Source organism: Rhodopirellula sp. SH410 (assembly GCF_055811895.1).
In genome coordinates this window covers 7,667,118-7,684,356 of sequence record NZ_CM147949.1, presented here as the reverse complement: position 1 = coordinate 7,684,356, position 17,239 = coordinate 7,667,118, and the positions used below count along the sequence as shown (strand labels likewise).

Annotated in this window: 14 protein-coding genes; 11 read left to right on the top strand and 3 right to left on the bottom strand. The window is 57.6% G+C overall.

All coding sequences use genetic code 11. The annotated features are described in order from the left end of the window. The first annotated feature begins 28 nt into the window (after window positions 1-28). From lexA to SH410x_RS28135, 4 genes are all read left to right on the top strand, one after another. Window positions 29-592, top strand: a complete 564-nt coding sequence (lexA, locus tag SH410x_RS28150; RefSeq protein WP_473672906.1) for a transcriptional repressor LexA — start codon at window positions 29-31, stop codon at window positions 590-592. A gap of 199 nt (window positions 593-791) precedes the next feature. Further along, the gene (locus tag SH410x_RS28145; protein ID WP_473672904.1) at window positions 792-1,178 is read left to right on the top strand and encodes a ComEA family DNA-binding protein; all 387 of its coding nucleotides are present in this window, start codon (window positions 792-794) and stop codon (window positions 1,176-1,178) included. A gap of 182 nt (window positions 1,179-1,360) precedes the next feature. Beyond that, the gene (locus SH410x_RS28140; RefSeq protein WP_473672903.1) at window positions 1,361-1,681 is read left to right on the top strand and encodes a metal-sulfur cluster assembly factor; all 321 of its coding nucleotides are present in this window, start codon (window positions 1,361-1,363) and stop codon (window positions 1,679-1,681) included. 1 nt (window position 1,682) lies between these two features. Beyond that, window positions 1,683-2,111: an acyl-CoA thioesterase gene (locus SH410x_RS28135; RefSeq protein WP_473672902.1), complete on the top strand. Its 429-nt coding sequence runs from the start codon at window positions 1,683-1,685 to the stop codon at window positions 2,109-2,111. 143 nt (window positions 2,112-2,254) lie between these two features. Here SH410x_RS28135 and SH410x_RS28130 read toward each other — a convergent pair whose 3' ends face one another. The 3 genes from SH410x_RS28130 to msrA all read right to left on the bottom strand — a co-directional run bounded on the left by SH410x_RS28130 (window position 2,255) and on the right by msrA (window position 5,788). Continuing rightward, window positions 2,255-3,454: an aminotransferase class I/II-fold pyridoxal phosphate-dependent enzyme gene (locus SH410x_RS28130; RefSeq protein WP_473672900.1), complete on the bottom strand. Its 1,200-nt coding sequence runs from the start codon at window positions 3,452-3,454 to the stop codon at window positions 2,255-2,257. Next, a complete protein-coding gene (locus SH410x_RS28125; protein WP_473672899.1) occupies window positions 3,451-4,881 on the bottom strand; it encodes a sigma-54-dependent transcriptional regulator in 1,431 nt (476 codons plus the stop codon). The genes SH410x_RS28130 and SH410x_RS28125 overlap by 4 nt, the downstream gene beginning before the upstream one ends. 232 nt (window positions 4,882-5,113) lie before the next feature. Further along, a complete protein-coding gene (msrA, locus tag SH410x_RS28120; protein ID WP_473672897.1) occupies window positions 5,114-5,788 on the bottom strand; it encodes a peptide-methionine (S)-S-oxide reductase MsrA in 675 nt (224 codons plus the stop codon). A 182-nt stretch (window positions 5,789-5,970) separates the two neighbouring features. On the opposite strand from msrA, the gene SH410x_RS28115 reads away from it, so the two are divergent. From SH410x_RS28115 to SH410x_RS28085, 7 genes are all read left to right on the top strand, one after another. Beyond that, window positions 5,971-6,417 (top strand): acyl-CoA thioesterase, encoded by a 447-nt coding sequence (locus SH410x_RS28115; protein WP_473672895.1) that lies wholly within the window; start codon window positions 5,971-5,973, stop codon window positions 6,415-6,417. An 85-nt stretch (window positions 6,418-6,502) separates the two neighbouring features. Further along, window positions 6,503-6,913 (top strand): hypothetical protein, encoded by a 411-nt coding sequence (locus SH410x_RS28110; RefSeq protein ID WP_473672894.1) that lies wholly within the window; start codon window positions 6,503-6,505, stop codon window positions 6,911-6,913. A gap of 55 nt (window positions 6,914-6,968) precedes the next feature. Then, the gene (gene ndk, locus SH410x_RS28105; protein ID WP_473672892.1) at window positions 6,969-7,427 is read left to right on the top strand and encodes a nucleoside-diphosphate kinase; all 459 of its coding nucleotides are present in this window, start codon (window positions 6,969-6,971) and stop codon (window positions 7,425-7,427) included. 526 nt (window positions 7,428-7,953) lie between these two features. Continuing rightward, window positions 7,954-11,550, top strand: a complete 3,597-nt coding sequence (dnaE, locus tag SH410x_RS28100; RefSeq protein ID WP_473672890.1) for a DNA polymerase III subunit alpha — start codon at window positions 7,954-7,956, stop codon at window positions 11,548-11,550. 290 nt (window positions 11,551-11,840) lie between these two features. Further along, window positions 11,841-12,284 carry an IS200/IS605 family transposase gene (gene tnpA / locus SH410x_RS28095; protein WP_473672888.1) on the top strand — a complete coding sequence of 148 codons (444 nt, stop codon included), beginning with the start codon at window positions 11,841-11,843 and terminating at the stop codon, window positions 12,282-12,284. 281 nt (window positions 12,285-12,565) lie between these two features. Then, complete coding sequence (tnpA, locus tag SH410x_RS28090; RefSeq protein WP_473672886.1) at window positions 12,566-13,009, top strand: IS200/IS605 family transposase; 444 nt, start codon at window positions 12,566-12,568, stop codon at window positions 13,007-13,009. Between the two features lie 680 nt (window positions 13,010-13,689). Continuing rightward, a complete protein-coding gene (locus SH410x_RS28085; protein WP_473677423.1) occupies window positions 13,690-17,142 on the top strand; it encodes a PVC-type heme-binding CxxCH protein in 3,453 nt (1,150 codons plus the stop codon). The last annotated feature ends 97 nt before the right edge of the window (window positions 17,143-17,239 follow it).

Genomic DNA, 17,239 nt, shown 5'->3' with positions numbered 1-17,239 from the left:
TGATCGAATTTCTCGCCCATGAAACCTTATGGCCAAGTCGCAACTTACTGAACGTCAACGGCACGTCTACGAGCTGATCCGCTCTCTGATTCAGGAACGCGGGTATGGGCCGACGGTTCGCGAGATCGGGGAACATTTTGGGATCAAGAGCCCCAACGGCGTGATGTGCCATTTGCGGGCATTGGAAAAAAAGGGCTTGATCACGCGGAAAGCGAACAAGTCGCGGGCGATTGAGTTGACCGGCGAGCACGCTCGCAGCACCACCGCATTGCCGCTCTTGGGCATCGTTTCGGAGCACTCGGCGCCCCTCGATCTCGATTCGGCCGACGTGATTGATATCGGGAAAACACTCGCGACAGGCGAGCGATTTGTGGTCCAGGTTTCCGGTGGTGGCTTTGCTCGGCGTGGGATTTTGGATGGGGATTATCTGATTGTCGAGCGGGACCGGGAATGTCGCGATGGCGACCTCGCGGTTTGCAAACTGGCCAGTGGCCTCGTCCTGCTGCGGGAGTGGGACGATCGCCAAATGGCCGCCGATGGGCTGCTCGGTGTGGTGGTTTCGATGGTCCGAGAGACGATTTCGCGACGGTAGCGACCTCTGATTCGACGCGTTTCATGACCTCGCTGCCGCTTCGGGGCACCGCCGCGACACGCCCCCCGTCCCGAGCTGGAAAACGCATTTGCTAGCAAAGATGGTCGTCGCTGACGTGAGAATTTTGCTTGCCACACGCCACGGGAGTCACCTAGACTGGGGGTGAACGGTTCGATTTCCCGCTGTTTGGGGATGCGATGTGAGTCAATTCAGTCATGCACGAGGCCCGCTGCAGAATACGGTCGTCGACATCCTGCTCGTGGTGGTGGCGCTGGGGTTTGTGCTAAGCCAACCGTTGGCGAAACGCCGCGACCCCCAGCCGACTTCGAACCAACCTCCTTCGCGGAGTCCGCTGGTCCAACTGAGCTTGAACGAGGCGACCGCCCATGAGCTCGGGTTGCTGCCCCAGATTGGCCCTAAGATGGCCGAACGCATCATCCACTTCCGAAATTCGCACTCCACCTTCGGCAGTTGGGCTGATTTTGAGAGCATTTCGGGCGTGGGGCCATCGACGATCCAGACGATTCGGCCTTACTGTGCGATTGCGCCCGTCCCGGTGGCCGAGGATCTAGTCAGCAATCATTGACCAACACGTTAGAGCGTTCTATCGTGCAGGGGTTGGAACATTAGGTGGGTAGAGAAGTCATTCTCTGAGCATCTCGTTGAATCGCGTGCCCATCGGGCCACGTTTTCTCGAGCGTGCGAGGGGCGTCGCCCATGCGGTTCAACAAGTACTTTCCCCCGCACAATTGTTACTGGACTAGTGAAATGGCGTTAGCCGAAGACAAGGTTCGCGAAGCCCTCAAAGAGGTGATCGACCCGGAATTGTACGTCAATATCGTTGATCTGGGATTGGTATATCTCGTCACCGTGGGCGACGAGAAAGAGGATGGCCGGCACGATGTGAACGTGGAAATGACGTTGACCAGCCCCATGTGTCCTGCTGGGCCGCAATTGGTGGCCGGGACGAAAGCCGCGGCGGAATCGCTCGCCGAAGTCGATATTTGCGAAGTCAAAGTGGTCATGGAGCCGGCGTGGTCGCCGGAGTGCATGACCGAGGAAGCCCGCGACCACTTGGGCATTTTTTAGCATGGCCGGTGTTCCCGCGTCGGGCGATACCGGCAGCCTGCTGCGACATTCCCTCGAGTTTCGTGTCGCCTACCAAGAAACCGATGGCCAGCGGCGGGTGCATCACGCCAACTACCTGAACTATTTCGAGCGTGGGCGCGTCGAAATGCTCCGCAGCATCGGTCACGATTATAAGGCGATCGAGGACAGTGGCCGCATGCTGGTGGTGACGGAGATGAATGTTCGGTACCACGCAGCAGCAGACTTTGACGATCTCTTAACGGTTACCACCGATGTGCTCGAGGTCAGGAAGGTTCGCATGCGGCATCGCTATCGGATTTACCGCGGCGAGACCTTGCTGGTCGAGGCAGACTCCGTGATCGCGTGCTTAGATCGCAATGGAAGACCCGCGAAACTGCCGGATTTAAGTCCTACCGGGTCGCAGTCGTGAGCCGAGTGCCGCACGGCACCAGGCGACACCGCCGGCCCGGTCGGCGACGCGTCGGGGCTCACTCCATCGCGCCCCCGCAGGCGGCACATCGGTTACGTCGAACCGTGAATGATCGGCATGGATCAGCGAATGGTCGGCGTCGCTCAGCGAATGATCGCGTCGATCAGTGAATCGACCTGCTCAGTCGTGTGCGCCGCAGACAAGGACAACCTTAGCCGCGCCGTGCCTTCGGGGACGGTCGGTGGCCGGATCGCAGGCACGAAGAAACCTTGCTCGCGAAGTCGTTCGCTCAGTGCGACGGCGCGCCTGTCGCTGCCCACGATCAAGGGTACGATTGGAATGCCCGACTCGAGTTCGCTCAGTGCCGCCGGGGAGCCCACCGCGGTGTCGAATTTGGTCTCGCGCTGGAGACGTCCGCGAGCGTGTCGAGCGAGCGACGCGAGGTGTTCTCGCCGATCGGTCCATTGCCCCATCTGCTCGATCACGTGGCACGCCCTCGCCGCCGTGACGGGCGCCAATGCGGTGCTATAGATGAGTGTGCGGCAAAATTGAATTAGATAATCGATCACCACGCGCGGACCGGCAACGAATCCACCCTGATGGCCGACCGCTTTGCTGAGCGTGCCGATCCGGATGGGGATCCGGCCCTGCAGCCCCAGGGCTTCGCACAGACCGCTGCCACGCGCACCGAGCACACCCGTTCCATGCGCTTCGTCGACGAGCACGTTTGCTTGGTATCGCTCGGCAATATCGACCAATTCTCGCAGCGGCGCAACATCGCCGTCCATGCTGAAGACGCCATCCGTGACGATCCAGACGTGTTCGAATTGGCTGCGTCTTTGCGAGAGCACGTCACGGACAAACGCGGTGTCGCGATGCGGGTAAACGACCCGCTGCGCCGGGGACGATCGGCAACCGTCGATCAGCGACGCATGGTTCAACTCATCGCTGAGAATCAGGTCGTGGGGACGACAAAGCGTTGCCACAGAGCCACTGCAAGCGGCATAGCCCGAGGGAAACACCACCGCCGCCTCGCTGTCTTCGGCATGGGAAATCGAATTGGCCAGTCGTTCGTGCTGCGGCGTCCAACCGCAAACCAATGGACTCGCCGTGGCGCCACCTGAGATTTCGCCACGGATGCTGGCGCCGGATGCCACCAACGCGTCGGCGACGACACCGAGATAGTCGTTGCCGCCAAAATTCAGGAGCCGCTGGCCGCCTTCATGGACGAGGAACGGTCCCTCGACGTGAGCGGGCCGAAGGCGTCGGCGACGGCCCAGCGCCGACATCTGTTCGAGTGAGGCGGCAAACTCTAGCAGTGGATCCCCGGGCACGCGGGTCACTCTCCGTCTTTTTTGCTGTAGTCATCGAGGCGTCGATACAGCGTGCGCGGTCCGATTTTCAGCATTTTGGCGGCTTGCTCGCGATTGTCGCCCGCCAGTTTGAGTGTTTCCTCGATCGCCCAGCGTTCGATCGTCGCGAGCGGTTGGCCGATCAATGCGGACGGGCCTGTCGGCAATCCCACCATGTCCTGCGCCTCGTCGTCACTGGCGATGTCGTCATCCATCAATTCCGGCGGCAGGTCGTCGTCACCGAGTGACCCGTCGGTGTCCAGGACCACCATCGTTTCAACAAAGTTCCGCAGTTGGCGGATATTGCCAGGCCAGTCATACGCGTAGAACTTCTTCGTGACCGACGGTGTAAAACGAGCGGTTGGCTTGCCATGACGGCGTAAGAACATTTTACGAAAATGGTCCATCAGTGGGATCACGTCATCGCGTCGATCTCGCAGCGGGGGCAGTTCGATGGTGACCACTTTCAATCGAAAATAGAGATCGTTCCGGAATGTCCCCGCTTCGATCATCTCTTCGAGGGGGCGATTGGTCGCTGAGATCAACCGCACGTTGACTTTGATCGTTTTGTTGCCGCCGACGCGTGTGATCTGGTTTTCCTCGAGTACGCGCAGCAACTTGATTTGCGTGCTCATCGGCATATCGCCGACTTCATCGAGGAATAGCGTGCCGCCATTGGCGTATTCGAATGCCCCCTCGCGATCGGACACCGCATCGGTGAAGGAGCCTTTGACATGCCCGAACAGTTCGCTCTCGACGAGACTTTCGGAGACCGCACGGGTGTTCAACGCGACAATTCGCTTGTTGCGCCGCGGGCTGTTTTGGTGGATGGCTTGGGCCACCATCTCTTTGCCGGTGCCGCTCTCGCCGGTAATCAGCACGGTCGCGTCGGTGGCCGCGATGCGTTTCAGGCGATCGATGACCGTCTGCATTTTCTGGCTGGTGTAAATAATCCCCTCGAACCCGAAGCGTTCGTCGAGTCGCTGCATCAGCTCGGTATTCTGGCGTCGTAGGGCGACCTTTTCGGCGGCCTTTTCGGCGATCGCCCGCAGTCCCGAGGGGGTGATGGGTTTCTCGAGAAAGCTAAACGCGCCCTTCTTCATCGCTTCGACAGCGATCGGAACGGTGGCGTGGCCGGTCACCATCACGACTTCGCAGTCCGGCAGTCGTTCGCGGGCGAGTTTGAGGATTTTCATGCCGTCGATATCGTTCATGACCATGTCGGTGATCACGATATCGAAGGTGTCGCGTTGGATCCAATCTGCGGCTTGGGGGCCGCTCGTGGCGACTTCGCAGCGGTAACCCACCTTTTCGAGGCTCTCGGTCATCGCACGGGCATGGGCCGCTTCGTTGTCGACGACGAGGACTCGAAAGTCACCACGGTCCAGCGCGGGCGGGGCATCGGTTTCCGGATTCATCGAGCTACCAAGACGTCGTGCGAAAGAAAGGCGGACAGCGGAGAACTGCCGAAAAACTTAACGCGCGATGCCAAAAACGCCTAGGGTTCATGCCCGTTTGAAGTGATCCCCCCACCGTCTGGCGACGGTAAGCACATGCGCATCAGTCCAGGGACAGAACCCCGGGATTAGCCATCGGCTAATTCCATACGAAAACTTCTGCACAGGTGCTTCGTTAACTAAAAACGCCGTTCTACTTTTTCAATTCAGGTTTGATTTTGTCGCGGAAGTTGTAATTGAACTTGCGAACCTTCTCGACGACGACGCGTTGGCAGTAGGCGGCATAGGGATTGCGCCGGAAGTAGTCTTGGTGATACTCCTCTGCGGTATAGAATTTGGTAGCCGGTTCGAGAGTCGTCACGATTGGGTTGCGAAACCCGCCATGCTCGTTGAGTTCTTTGATGTAGTCGGCAGCAATCTTTTTCTGTTCGTCATTTTCGAAGAAAATCGCACTGCGGTACTGGGTCCCCTCGTCGACGCCTTGGCGATTGAGTGTGGTGGGGTCGTGGGTCTTGAAAAAGACCTTGAGGATCTCTTGGTACGATGTTTTGCTGGGGTCATAAAAGATCTGAGCCGCCTCGGCGTGCCCCGTCTGCCCCGTGCAGACTTCCTGGTAGGTGGGGTTGGGACGCGAGCCGCCAATGTAGCCAGAGACCACATCGGTAATGCCATCCATGCGTTCATAGACCGCTTCGGTACACCAGAAGCACCCGCCCGCTAGGATCGCGACAGCTTCCTTGGGTTCCTCTGTGGCGGCGGGCGGTTTGGCTGTCGTGTCTTCGCCGCGGGCGTGGGGAGTCAGCGGGGAAGCAAAGATCGTGGCCATCAGAATCGCCAGCGTCGTCAGGATGGGACGTGCGGGCGACATAGATTTGGGCGAGCGTGAGCGGCGGGGCATCAGGGGACTCCAATCGGGCAGACCGGTTGTTTGGGACTTCGGGTGGGCTATTTTACGCGGCGGCTACCCTATCGGATCGAATTGGCTGATCGGATTTTGGATTTTTGCCGGTTTTTATTAATTTATTTGCCACGTGCCCCCCGATTTTCGACATGTCTGACGACTATTTTGATCTTCATCACACGGTTTCCGCGGATGAGGTCGATGCCCAGTCCCATGTGCACAACCTGCGATATTTGCAGTGGACACTATGGGCGGCGCGCGATCACAACGCGGCCGCGGGCTGGGATGCCGCCGCGGCGCTGGCGCAGGGTTTCGGGTGGGTGGTCCGCGATCATCAAATCACCTATCGCGCCGCCGCGTTCGGTGGCGACGAGATCATTGTCCGCACTTGGCTCAGCGATCTTCACCGCTACGCTTGTACGCGGAGCTATCTGGTCTGCCGCCCTGCGGACCAGAAATTATTGTGCCGCGTGAGTACCCGGTGGGTATTCGTGGATCTGAAGAAACACCGCGCCCTCGAAGTCCCCGCCGAAGCGGCGGCGGCCGCGTTGATCCGCTCATCACCACCGCCCTTGCCGTGGGCGAGCGGCCTGTAGGTGCGGGGAAAGTCTTGGAAACCCTTGCGGACAGACAACGAAACGTCGCGCGACCTCCTGTCCTACTTTGTTGAGTGAATGCCTGATGAGCCCGTTCTATCTTCTGGTTTACCTGCGCGTCATTGGCGGTGCGGCGTTGTTCGCTTTTGGGGCGGCATTGATGCCGAGCGGCTGGATCGCGGAGATCTCGCGGTGGCTGGGGGTGGTCCCGTTCCCAGACTCGCCGCTGACGTTTTACCTGGCTCGTAATCTGTCTCTGGTTTATGGCTACGTGGGCGTGTTCGTGCTCGTCATGTCGGCAGATCTGCCGCGATATCGACCCTTGGTTCGATGGGCTGCATTCGGCACGATGTCGTTCGGGGTGTTGCAGTTCATTGTCGACTCGATGGCGGGGTTGCCTGCGTGGTGGATCTATGGTGAGAGCGGCTGGACGTTTTTGGGTGGCGTGCTGATGGCGTGGCTCGACGCCCGGACTTCAAAGGAAGCCGTTTCTTGAGTATTTTCTGCGCTGCCTCCTTTTTCAATTTCCGCGTACGAAAATCATCGAATCCATGCAACGCTCACTGATTCTGCTTAAACCCGATTGTGTCCAACGCCGTTTGATCGGCGAAGTCTTGTCCCGTTTTGAGGCCAAAGGACTGCAGATTGTCGGTTTGAAGATGCTGCAAGTCACTCCTGAATTGTCACGCAAGCACTACGCCGAACACGTCGAGAAGCCGTTTTATCAATCGCTCGAAGACTTCATCACGTCGGCCCCGGTTGTGGCCATCGCACTCGAAGGGCTCGAAGCGATCGGTGTCGTGCGGGAAATGCTCGGCGCCACCAATGGTCTCAAGGCCGCCCCAGGCACGCTGCGAGGCGATTTCAGTAGCAGTCGCCAGATGAACCTCGTCCACGCGAGTGACTCGGAAGCCTCGGCGGAACGGGAACTCGGGCTGTACTTCCGCAGCGAAGAACTTTGCGATTATTCGCTCTGCCTGACCGGATTCATGCGCACCGACGACGAGTGAGCTGAGACGCGTCCGCAGCCGAACCTCTTCTGAGCGAGCGGCCGGAGGGCCCCGCGATGGGCTGTTAAGTCATCGCGATTAAGGCGTGTTGGGACGACGCGAGTTTTCTTTCGCCCATGTTGGGCTGCTCAAAACAGGTGGTTGGGTCACTATTCCAGTGGCGTCGCGTTTAGGGACGGAACTGGAATAGTGACCCAATCCGCCACACGAGGCCGTCGGTTAGCGAGTCGCTTTCCGCAGGTCAGCGAGTCGCTACTGGCAGGTCAGCGAGACGCTACCGGACGGCGAATCGCTCAGCGGCAGAGCCCTCTCTCCCGAAGGGGGGGCCTTCTCTTCGCCCGGCCACCGGCAAATTTCGGCAGCGTCTTCGACGTGAAAAAAGGGATGGATCGCTGCGTTTCCTGCCGTTTCGAAATTTCTGTCGCATCGCCTCTGAACAGACGTCGCCGCAGGCGTTAGGTTGGAATGCTCTAACGATCTGAACCGGCCGCGGTGAGCGACCGCGAGAGCCAAAAGGACTTCTGCCATGAACGCCATCATTCCCGCTGCTGCATCCGATTTGGCCGCCGATGGGACGATCAAACCGACCCGTCCATTTGTTCACCTGCACTGCCACAGCCACTACAGCCTGCTCGACGGAGCCGGCGACATTGGCAAGTTGGTCACGCGGGCGGTCGATCATGGGATGAATTCGCTGGCACTGACCGATCACGGCAACCTGCACGGGGCGCTCGAGTTCTACCGTAAAGCCAAGGATGCGGGCATCAATCCGATCATTGGATATGAAGCCTACATCGCCCCGGGCAGCCGGTTCGACAAAGGTGGCGCCAGCAGCAGCAAGGCGGCCAGTTATCACTTGACCTTGCTCGCCCAGAACCGCACCGGTTTTCGCAACCTGATCAAACTGGCCTCGGCGGCGTCGCTCGAAGGGTTTTACTTCAAACCGCGAATCGACAAAGAGATTCTCGAAAAGCACAGTGAGGGCATTATCTGTCTGTCAGGGTGCGTCAGCAGCGAGTTCAGCCGCGCGATCCTCAAAGGCATCGCCACGGAAGAGCACGAGCGGGAAGCCAAAAAGATTGCCGGTTGGTTCCACAACGTTTTCGATGATCGCTACTTCATCGAGATCATGAACAACGACGTCGAGATCCAGCGGCAACAACTCGAGGGCGCTGTCACGATCGCGAATCAAATGGGCATACCGCTGGTCGCGACCAGCGATTGTCACTACGTCGATCCCGATGACGCCGAAGCACAAGACATCATGTTGTGCATCAATACGGGGCGGTTCCGTACCGACCAAACGCGGATGAAGATGGAGAACGACCAGTTCTTCTTGCGCAGTCCCGAGCAGATGTACGAGAAGTTCCCCGGCCTCGATGATGCGGTCGCGCGCAGTCAACAGATCGCCGACACGGTCGATATCGAGATCGAATTCAATAAGTACTTCTTTCCCGGTTTTGAGTGTCCCGACGAGAAGACGCCCCTGCAGTACCTTCGTGACCTCTGCGAACAGGGGCTTATGGAGCGCTACGAGGGCGATGATGAACGCATCGTAGATGGCAAGTTATCCGACGAGGTGATGGCGCGTTTGGACCGCGAACTTGGCGTGATCGACGTTCTCGGTTACCCGACGTATTTCTTGATTGTGTGGGATTTCGTCAATCACGCCCGCAGCGTTGGCATCTCGGCCACGGCCCGGGGTAGCGGTGTGGGTGCGATCGTGTGCTACGCCCTGTACATGTCGCACGTTTGTCCACTGCGCTATGACTTGCTGTTCGAACGGTTTCTCGACGAGAGCCGCACCGAGCCGCCGGATATCGATATCGACTTTGAAAAAGAACGTCGCATCGAGGTCATCGACTACGTCAAGCAGCGATACGGGCACGAGATGGTGTGCCAGATCGGGACGTTCGGGACGCTGGCGGCCAAGGCGGCGATCAAGGACACCGGCCGCGCTCTCGGGATCCCACTCTCGCGAGTCAATCAGATCACCGAGATGGTGCCTGATGAGCTGAAGATCACGATCAAAAAGGCGCTCGACAAGAGTGCGGACTTGAAGATGGCCTACGATGGCGATCCCGAGATCCGCGAGCTGCTCAATCTGGCGATGAAAATCGAGGGTTTGGCGCGCAACGTGGGCACGCATGCCGCCGCCGTCGTGATCGCCGACAAACCGCTGACCGAATACGTGCCGCTCGGCCGCGTTCCCGGCAAACAGGACGTGATCACGCAGTGGGCGATGGTCGACGTGGAAGCCTCCGGGCTGCTGAAGATGGACTTCCTGGGCCTGAGAAACCTGACCATCCTCAGCCGCACGGTGAAGCTCGTCGAGCAGACAACCGGCCAAACAATCGATCCGCTGAAGTTCCCACTCGATGACAAGCCCAGCTACGCGCTCCTGCAGCGGGGCGAGACCAAGGGCGTGTTCCAGCTCGAATCGGGCGGTATTCGCGATCTGCTGCAGCGGATGAAGCCGGACACGTTCAACGACATCATCGCGACCGCGGCACTCTATCGCCCCGGGCCGCTCGAGGGCGGGATGGTCGACGATTACGTCAACATTAAACACGGTCGGCAGCAACCCGAATACAAACACCCCGTGCTCAAGGAGATCCTGGAAGAGACCAACTCGATCATGGTCTACCAAGAGCAGGTGATGCGGATTCTCAACCGTCTCGGTGACGTGCCGCTCGCCAAAGCATACACGTGTATTAAGGCGATTTCGAAAAAGAAACAGTCCTTGATCGACGCCAACCACGACGTCTTCATCGTCGGTAGCGTTAAGAATGGCTTGGCCGAAAAAGACGCCGAAGACATTTGGAATCTCATCGTTAAATTCGCAGGCTATGGTTTTAACAAGAGCCACAGTACCGCGTACGCACTCGTCGCCTATCAGACCGCGTACCTCAAAGCTCACTATCCAACCGAGTTCATGGCCGCGTTGTTATCGAGTGATATCTCGGGGCGGAACTTCAAACGCAAGGATGCGCTCGTCGAGCATATGGAGGACTGCGATCGGATGCAGATCGAAGTCATCCCGCCGGACGTGAATACCTCCGCCGCTGACTTCAGCGTGGCCGATGACAAGATCCCCTTCGCCCTCTCGGCGATCAAAGCATGTGGTGGATCAACCGCAGTTTCGATCGAAAACGAACGCGCCAAGAACGGACCGTTTCGCGATATCTTCGATTTCTGTGAACGCGTTGATCCCCACGACTGCAACCGCAGCGCGATCGAGACGTTGATCAAAGCCGGTGCGATGGACAGCTTTGGTGCCAAACGGAGCCAGCTCGCGGCCGTTGTCGAACGGGCGCTGCAAGCCGGTGCGGCCGTGCAAGCGGACAAGAAGCACGGCCAGGCGAGTTTGTTCGGCGCGTTCGATGAGGAAGAGGAATCATCCGACAGCGAAAAGTCGGCGGGCGTGCCGCTACCCGATATCGAAGAGTGGCCCGATCGCGAAAAACTCCTCGCCGAGAAGGAGGTGCTCGGGTTCTATCTGCACAGTCACCCGCTGGCGGAGTTCGAGCCGAAGCTCGCAACGTTCCGCACGCATACCACCGAAGCGCTGGCCCAGTGTGGTGATCGCGACGAGGTGATTCTGGGCGGCATGCTCAGCTCAATCAAACTTGCCCACACCAAGAACCCCAAACCGGGCCAACCCAGTAAATACGCTAACTTCGATCTCGAAGATATGCAGGGCAATGTTCGGTGCATCCTCTGGCCACGCGGGTTTGCCGTTTGTGGTGAGCGGGTCCAGCCCGATGCGGTCGTCCTGCTCAAAGGGAAAGTCGACCGGCGAGGTGGCGGTGACGAAGTCAACCTGATCGTCGACGAGATCACACCACTCGATGAACTCGACAACAAGTTCACCCACGGCATGCGAATCCGGCTCGACGAAGCCGACCACGATGAGACAACCGTCTCGAAAGTCCGTGAGATCGTGCGCGGCTATCCGGGATCGAAGGAACTGCATCTTTCGATGGCGTTGCAAGAAGGCGAGACAGTGCATTTCCGCGCTGATAAATTCAAAGTCGACATCTCACCCCAGCTCCGCGAGCGACTCGACGACCTCCTCGGCAACGGCCACTACAAACTCCTGATGAGCAAACCGCAGCGATAGGGAGTGAGCGATCTTGGACCCCATCCGGGGTCCGCTGCCGTTCCCGATTTCGGTTACCGGAGGTGCGCTGCGTTGCAGCGACCTCCGGCTATTGTCTGAAAACCGCTTCGCGGTGGGAGCGACTTGAGTGTCCGCTCCGCTCGATACGGCTGGGATCGTGTCGTCTATCCCGGAGGGATATCTGAGACAATAGCCGGTGGTAAGCGCAGCGCCACCACCGGATAATGAACAGAGAAACTCGTCCGGATCCCGGAGGGATCAAAGATCATCCCACTCCCTGAGTTAGAGCGATGTCCACATTCCACAGCATCAATCTCCATATTACGTTTGCGACCAAGCATCGCACGCCCTGGATCAAAAGCGAATGGATCGGGCGACTGCACGAATACCTTGGCGGCATCGTACGACAACTTGATGCGAAGCCGTTGAAAATCGGCGGAGTGGAGGACCACGTCCACCTGCTGATCGGTATGAAGCCAGTTCATCCACTGTCTGACTTCATGCGTGAGCTGAAAAGATCCTCCAGCAAATGGGTTCACGAGACAATCCTCTATCCGCCCTTCCAATGGCAAGAAGGTTATGCTGCGTTTTCAGTCAGCCCACCGAGTTGCTCGGTCGTAGCACGCTATATCGCCAACCAACGCGAGCACCATCGGAAGCGATCGTTTCGCGAAGAGTTAATCTCGATGCTCGACGAGGCTGGTGTTCAGTACGACTCCAAATATTTGGAGTAAGCGGTCTTGGACCCCATCCGGGGTCCGCTTTCATTCCCGATTTCGGTTACCGGAGGTGCGCTGCGTTGCAGCGACCTCCGGCTATTGTCTGAAACCGCTTCGCGGTGGGAGCGACTTGAGTGTCCGCTCCGCTCGATACGGTCGGGTTCGTGTCGTCTATCCCGGAGGGATATCTGAGACAATAGCCGGTGGTAAGCGCAGCGCCACCACCGGATAATGAATAGAGAACTTCGTCCGGATCCCGGAGGGATCAAAGATCATCCCACTCCTGGGTTAGAGCGATGTCCACATTCCACAGCATCAATCTCCATATTACGTTTGCGACTAAGCATCGCACGCCCTGGATCAAAAGCGAATGGATCGGGCGACTGCACGAATACCTTGGCGGCATCGTACGACAACTTGATGCGAAGCCGTTGAAAATCGGCGGAGTGGAAGACCACGTCCACCTGCTGATCGGTATGAAGCCAGTTCATCCACTGTCTGACTTCATGCGTGAGCTGAAAAGATCCTCCAGCAAATGGGTTCACGAGACAATCCTCTATCCGCCCTTCCAATGGCAAGAAGGTTATGCTGCGTTTTCAGTCAGCCCACCGAGTTGCTCGGTCGTAGCACGCTATATCGCCAACCAATGCGAGCACCATCGGAAGCGATCGTTTCGCGAAGAGTTAATCTCGATGCTCGACGAGGCTGGTGTTCAGTACGACCCCCAATATTTGGAGTGAGCGGTCTTGGACCCCATCCGGGGTCCACTGCCGTTTTCGATTTTGGTTACCGGAGGTGCGCTGCGTTGCAGCGACCTCCGGCTATTGTCTGAAAACCGCTTCGCGGTGGGAGCTAAGCGGGTGAGCGGCGTAGCTCGTGACAGAGCGATGAGGGTGCGCGATTTGTTCGATACGGCTGGGATCGTGTCGTCTATCCCGGAGGGATTCCCGAGACAATAGCCGGTGGTAAGCGCAGCGCCACCACCGGCTATTGTACAATGCGCCGCAAGGAAGGTATGCGGCCGAACTCGTCTATTCGAGAGCCACCCCGGGATGGAACGGTCGCCGAGGTTTCAAACGACGATTCCAAGTCGACGTTGAAACTTTCCAAAACAGGTCGTTGGTGCCGATATCTCAACGTCCCGATTGGAGACGTGAAACTAACGGGGAATCTCACGCCGCGACGGTATACGTGCAGCGAGTCGTCAACGGCGGCGTGATGGATTTAAACGCGATCGTCTTGACGCTGAAACTCTCGGATTTCCAAACGCGACGACGAAAGTGTTAGAATCGTTCCCCGAAGGATTCGGCATGATCGCCCACGTGCTATTAAATACCTGATAGCTGACGGATAATTTACATCACTCAAGGACCCTGAAATGCAATTCAAGCCCGGCGTGAGGTTATCGAAGCCTCTATTCATGATTGTTTGCTTACTCTTCGAATTCTCGGGAGGTTGGTCAGCATCAGCGGCTGAACCGTTCGAATTCCAGGACGATGACGTTGTTGCCGTTTACGGCAATGGTCTGGCTGACCGGATGCAGCATGATCCCTGGGTTGAGACGGTATTGCAACGCAACCTGAAAGGCTTGAACGTCAGCTTTCGAAACATGAGTTTCTCGGGTGACATGGTCAACAAAAAGCCACGTAGCCAAGGGTTCACCAACGACGTCGAGTATCTGCAGCATGTGGCACCAGATGTCGTGTTTCTGTTCTACGGTTACAACGAATCCTATGCTGGACCGGACCAGGCCGATGCCTATCAAGCCGAGTTAATGAAATTGGTCGAGCAATATCGGAAAGTACGGCAGGACGAGGGCGTTGATGTCCGGTTTGTCCTGTTCAGTCCGATCGCATTTGAAAACACGGGAGACCGAAACCTTCCCGACGGCACGGAACAAAACATCAGTTTGGCCGCGTACACCGAGGCCACCCGACGAGCCGCTGCCGAGACGAACTCGACGTTCGTGGATCTGTTTTCGCCGACGCTCCAGTTATTTCAATCCAGTGCAGAGCGGTACACGATCAATGGCATTCACCTGGCGGCCAATGGCTACCGTGAGCTCGCGGAGATTATCTCGCAGTCACTGCTCGGAGAGCCCGCAGCGCCGGACGACTCGGTTGCCGATCTCTATGCGGCGGTCAAGGACAAGAACTGGTACTGGCACAACCGCTATCGCGCGACCGACGGCAACGACGTCTGGGGCAGCCGCTCGGTGCTCAGCTTTGTCGACGGCCAAACCAACGCAGACGTGCTCAAGCACGAATTGGTGATGCTCGACGTGATGTCGGCCAACCGTGACCAAGTGATTTGGGCTGCCGCCGAGGGGCGAAAGATTGAGCCCGATGACAGCAATGTTCCGCCACCGGTCGAAGTGATCTCGAATATTGGTGGAGGCAGCAAAAGCTCCAATGCGATGAAAGAAGGAGACGTTGAATATCTCAGTCCCGAGGAGAGCCTTGCCAAACTGAAAGTCCCTGAAGGATATGAAGTCAATGTCTTCGCGTCGGAAGCCCAGTTCCCCGATCTGGCGAACCCGGTGCAGATGCAGGTCGATGCCAAAGGCCGACTGTGGGTATCGTGCTGGAACACGTACCCAAAGTGGGAACCATTGAAGGAAATGAACGACAGCCTGATGATCTTGGAGGACACCGATGGGGATGGGCAAGCTGACACTCGCAAAATCTTTGCTCACGTTCACAATCCGCTGGGTTTTGAGTTCTGGGGCGGTGGCGTGATTGTCACTTCCGGGCCTGATTTGTTGTTCCTCAAAGACACCGATGGCGATGACGTCGCCGACGTGCGGTACCCCATTTTGCAAGGTCTCGGAACCGCCGACACACACCATGCTGCCAACAATTTGATCTATGGCCCCGACGGTGGCATTTACTGGCAGAGTGGCATTTTCCTGGTCCATAACCATGAAACCCCGTGGAAACAGAACCTGAATATTGGGTCGTCGGGGATGTATCGTTTCGATCCGCGGACCTTTGCGATCTCGCCACACGCCGAGAATAGGCCCAATCCGCATGGAACCAGCTTCGACCGCTGGGGCTATTGCTACGCCAACGATGGCACGGGCGGGCGATCGTACCAGGTGCGACCCGAGGGGAAGGGATTCAAAATGTTTGAATTGCTGACAAAGGAATTCCGGCCTGTCGCCGCCGACGCCATCATTTCGTCCGATCACCTCCCTGAAGATGTGCAACAGGATTTCTTGATCTGCAATACGATCGGCTTCTTGGGCGTCAAACAGTACGATCTCGATCGCGATGGCGACGGTGCGAAGCGAAAGCTCGGCGAAGTCTGGGGAACACCGGTCAAGGCCTTGATCGACAGCGAAGATCGGAATTTCCGACCGACCGACGCGGTCATCGGTGAAGATGGGGCGTTATACGTGTCGGATTGGCAAAATGCGATTATTGGCCACATGCAACACAACATTCGGGACCCGAACCGCGACCATCAACACGGACGCATTTTTCGTCTGACCTCAAAAGGCCGAGAATTGCAAAAGCCCGTCCAAATTCATGATCAGCCCATTGAGGTGTTGCTAGAGAACCTCAAACATCCCGTCGATGGTGTTCGGCATCGCAGTCGTGTCGAACTGAGTGCCCGAGATTCTCAGGCGGTGATCGATGCAACGACCAAGTGGATGGCGAACTTCGACCCGAACGACGAGCTCGAAGCGCACTACCTTCTCGAAGCACTCTGGATGCACCAACAGCATAACTTTAAGAACGAGGAACTGCTCACCAAGCTATTGAACTCGAGCGTCAAGCATGCCGTCGTTGCCGCCAACACGGTAAAACATTTCTGGGACAACGTTGACACGGCGGGAGCGAGCGGATTTACGGCGCCTGCAGAAGAACATATCGTCAAGTTCAATACTCCCAAGCATCTCAACAAGGCCGATCGCAGAGCGTACAAGCTCGGCGCGACCATCTATCAGCGAGAAGCCCATTGCATGACGTGCCATATGGCTGATGGTCAGGGCAACGCCAACGTATACCCGCCCCTGGTCGACAGCCCTTGGGTACTCGGCAGCGAAGAACGCCTGATCAAGCTCGCATTGCACGGCATGTGGGGCAAAATGACGGTCAATGGCAAAATCTATGACCCCGCTCGCGGCGTGCCCCCGATGACAGCCTTCCGCTCGTTACTCAACGACAAAGAACTCGCTGCGGTTCTGACCTTTGTCCGGAACACCTGGAAGAATGAAGCATCGCCTATCCGGCCAGCAACGGTCCGGAAAGTACGCGCCGAAACAAGCGACCGATCGACATTTTGGAAGCCAGAGGAATTACTGGCCGAACATCCGATCGAAGCCGCTTTCGCCCAGTCTGATTCGGGAGCCGAAGTGGAAAGCTTTTCTAATGAGGAACTGGAAAAGGAATTGCTCAGCATTCCGCCTAGCAAGCTCGTGGAAGTCGCGATTGCGAAAGGGGATGCGAAGCGAGGCAAAGAGTTATTCTATCAATCGGCGGCGGCTTGCTTTGCCTGTCACGATCCTCCAGCGGGTGCCGTCCGGATGGGGCCGGACTTGGCCACGGTCAAAACCGTTTTAACGAACGAGGAATTGGCGGAGGCCATTTTGCATCCCTCCAAAGCCATCGATAAAGACTTCGCTCAGGTCAACGTGCTGACCGTCGACGGCGAGATCCTCACTGGCATTCGGGTTTCTGAGAACGACGATGAAATTGTGCTTCGAAACCTCGCTCAAACCGAACCCATGAAAATCAGTATGGACGACGTCGAGGATTTGGTCGAATCGAAAGTTTCGCTGATGCCTGAGAATCTGTCACGTCTCTTGAGAAATCGTGATGAGTTCAACGACCTGATGAAATACATCATCGAAGTCAGGAAACGTTAGGCGTCGAGGATTCATGCCGTGTGGGCCAGTCGCTTCTGGCTGTGCCATCGATCTGGCCCACGCGGTGGGCCGAACAATCTCGTTTGCGCCGAATCGT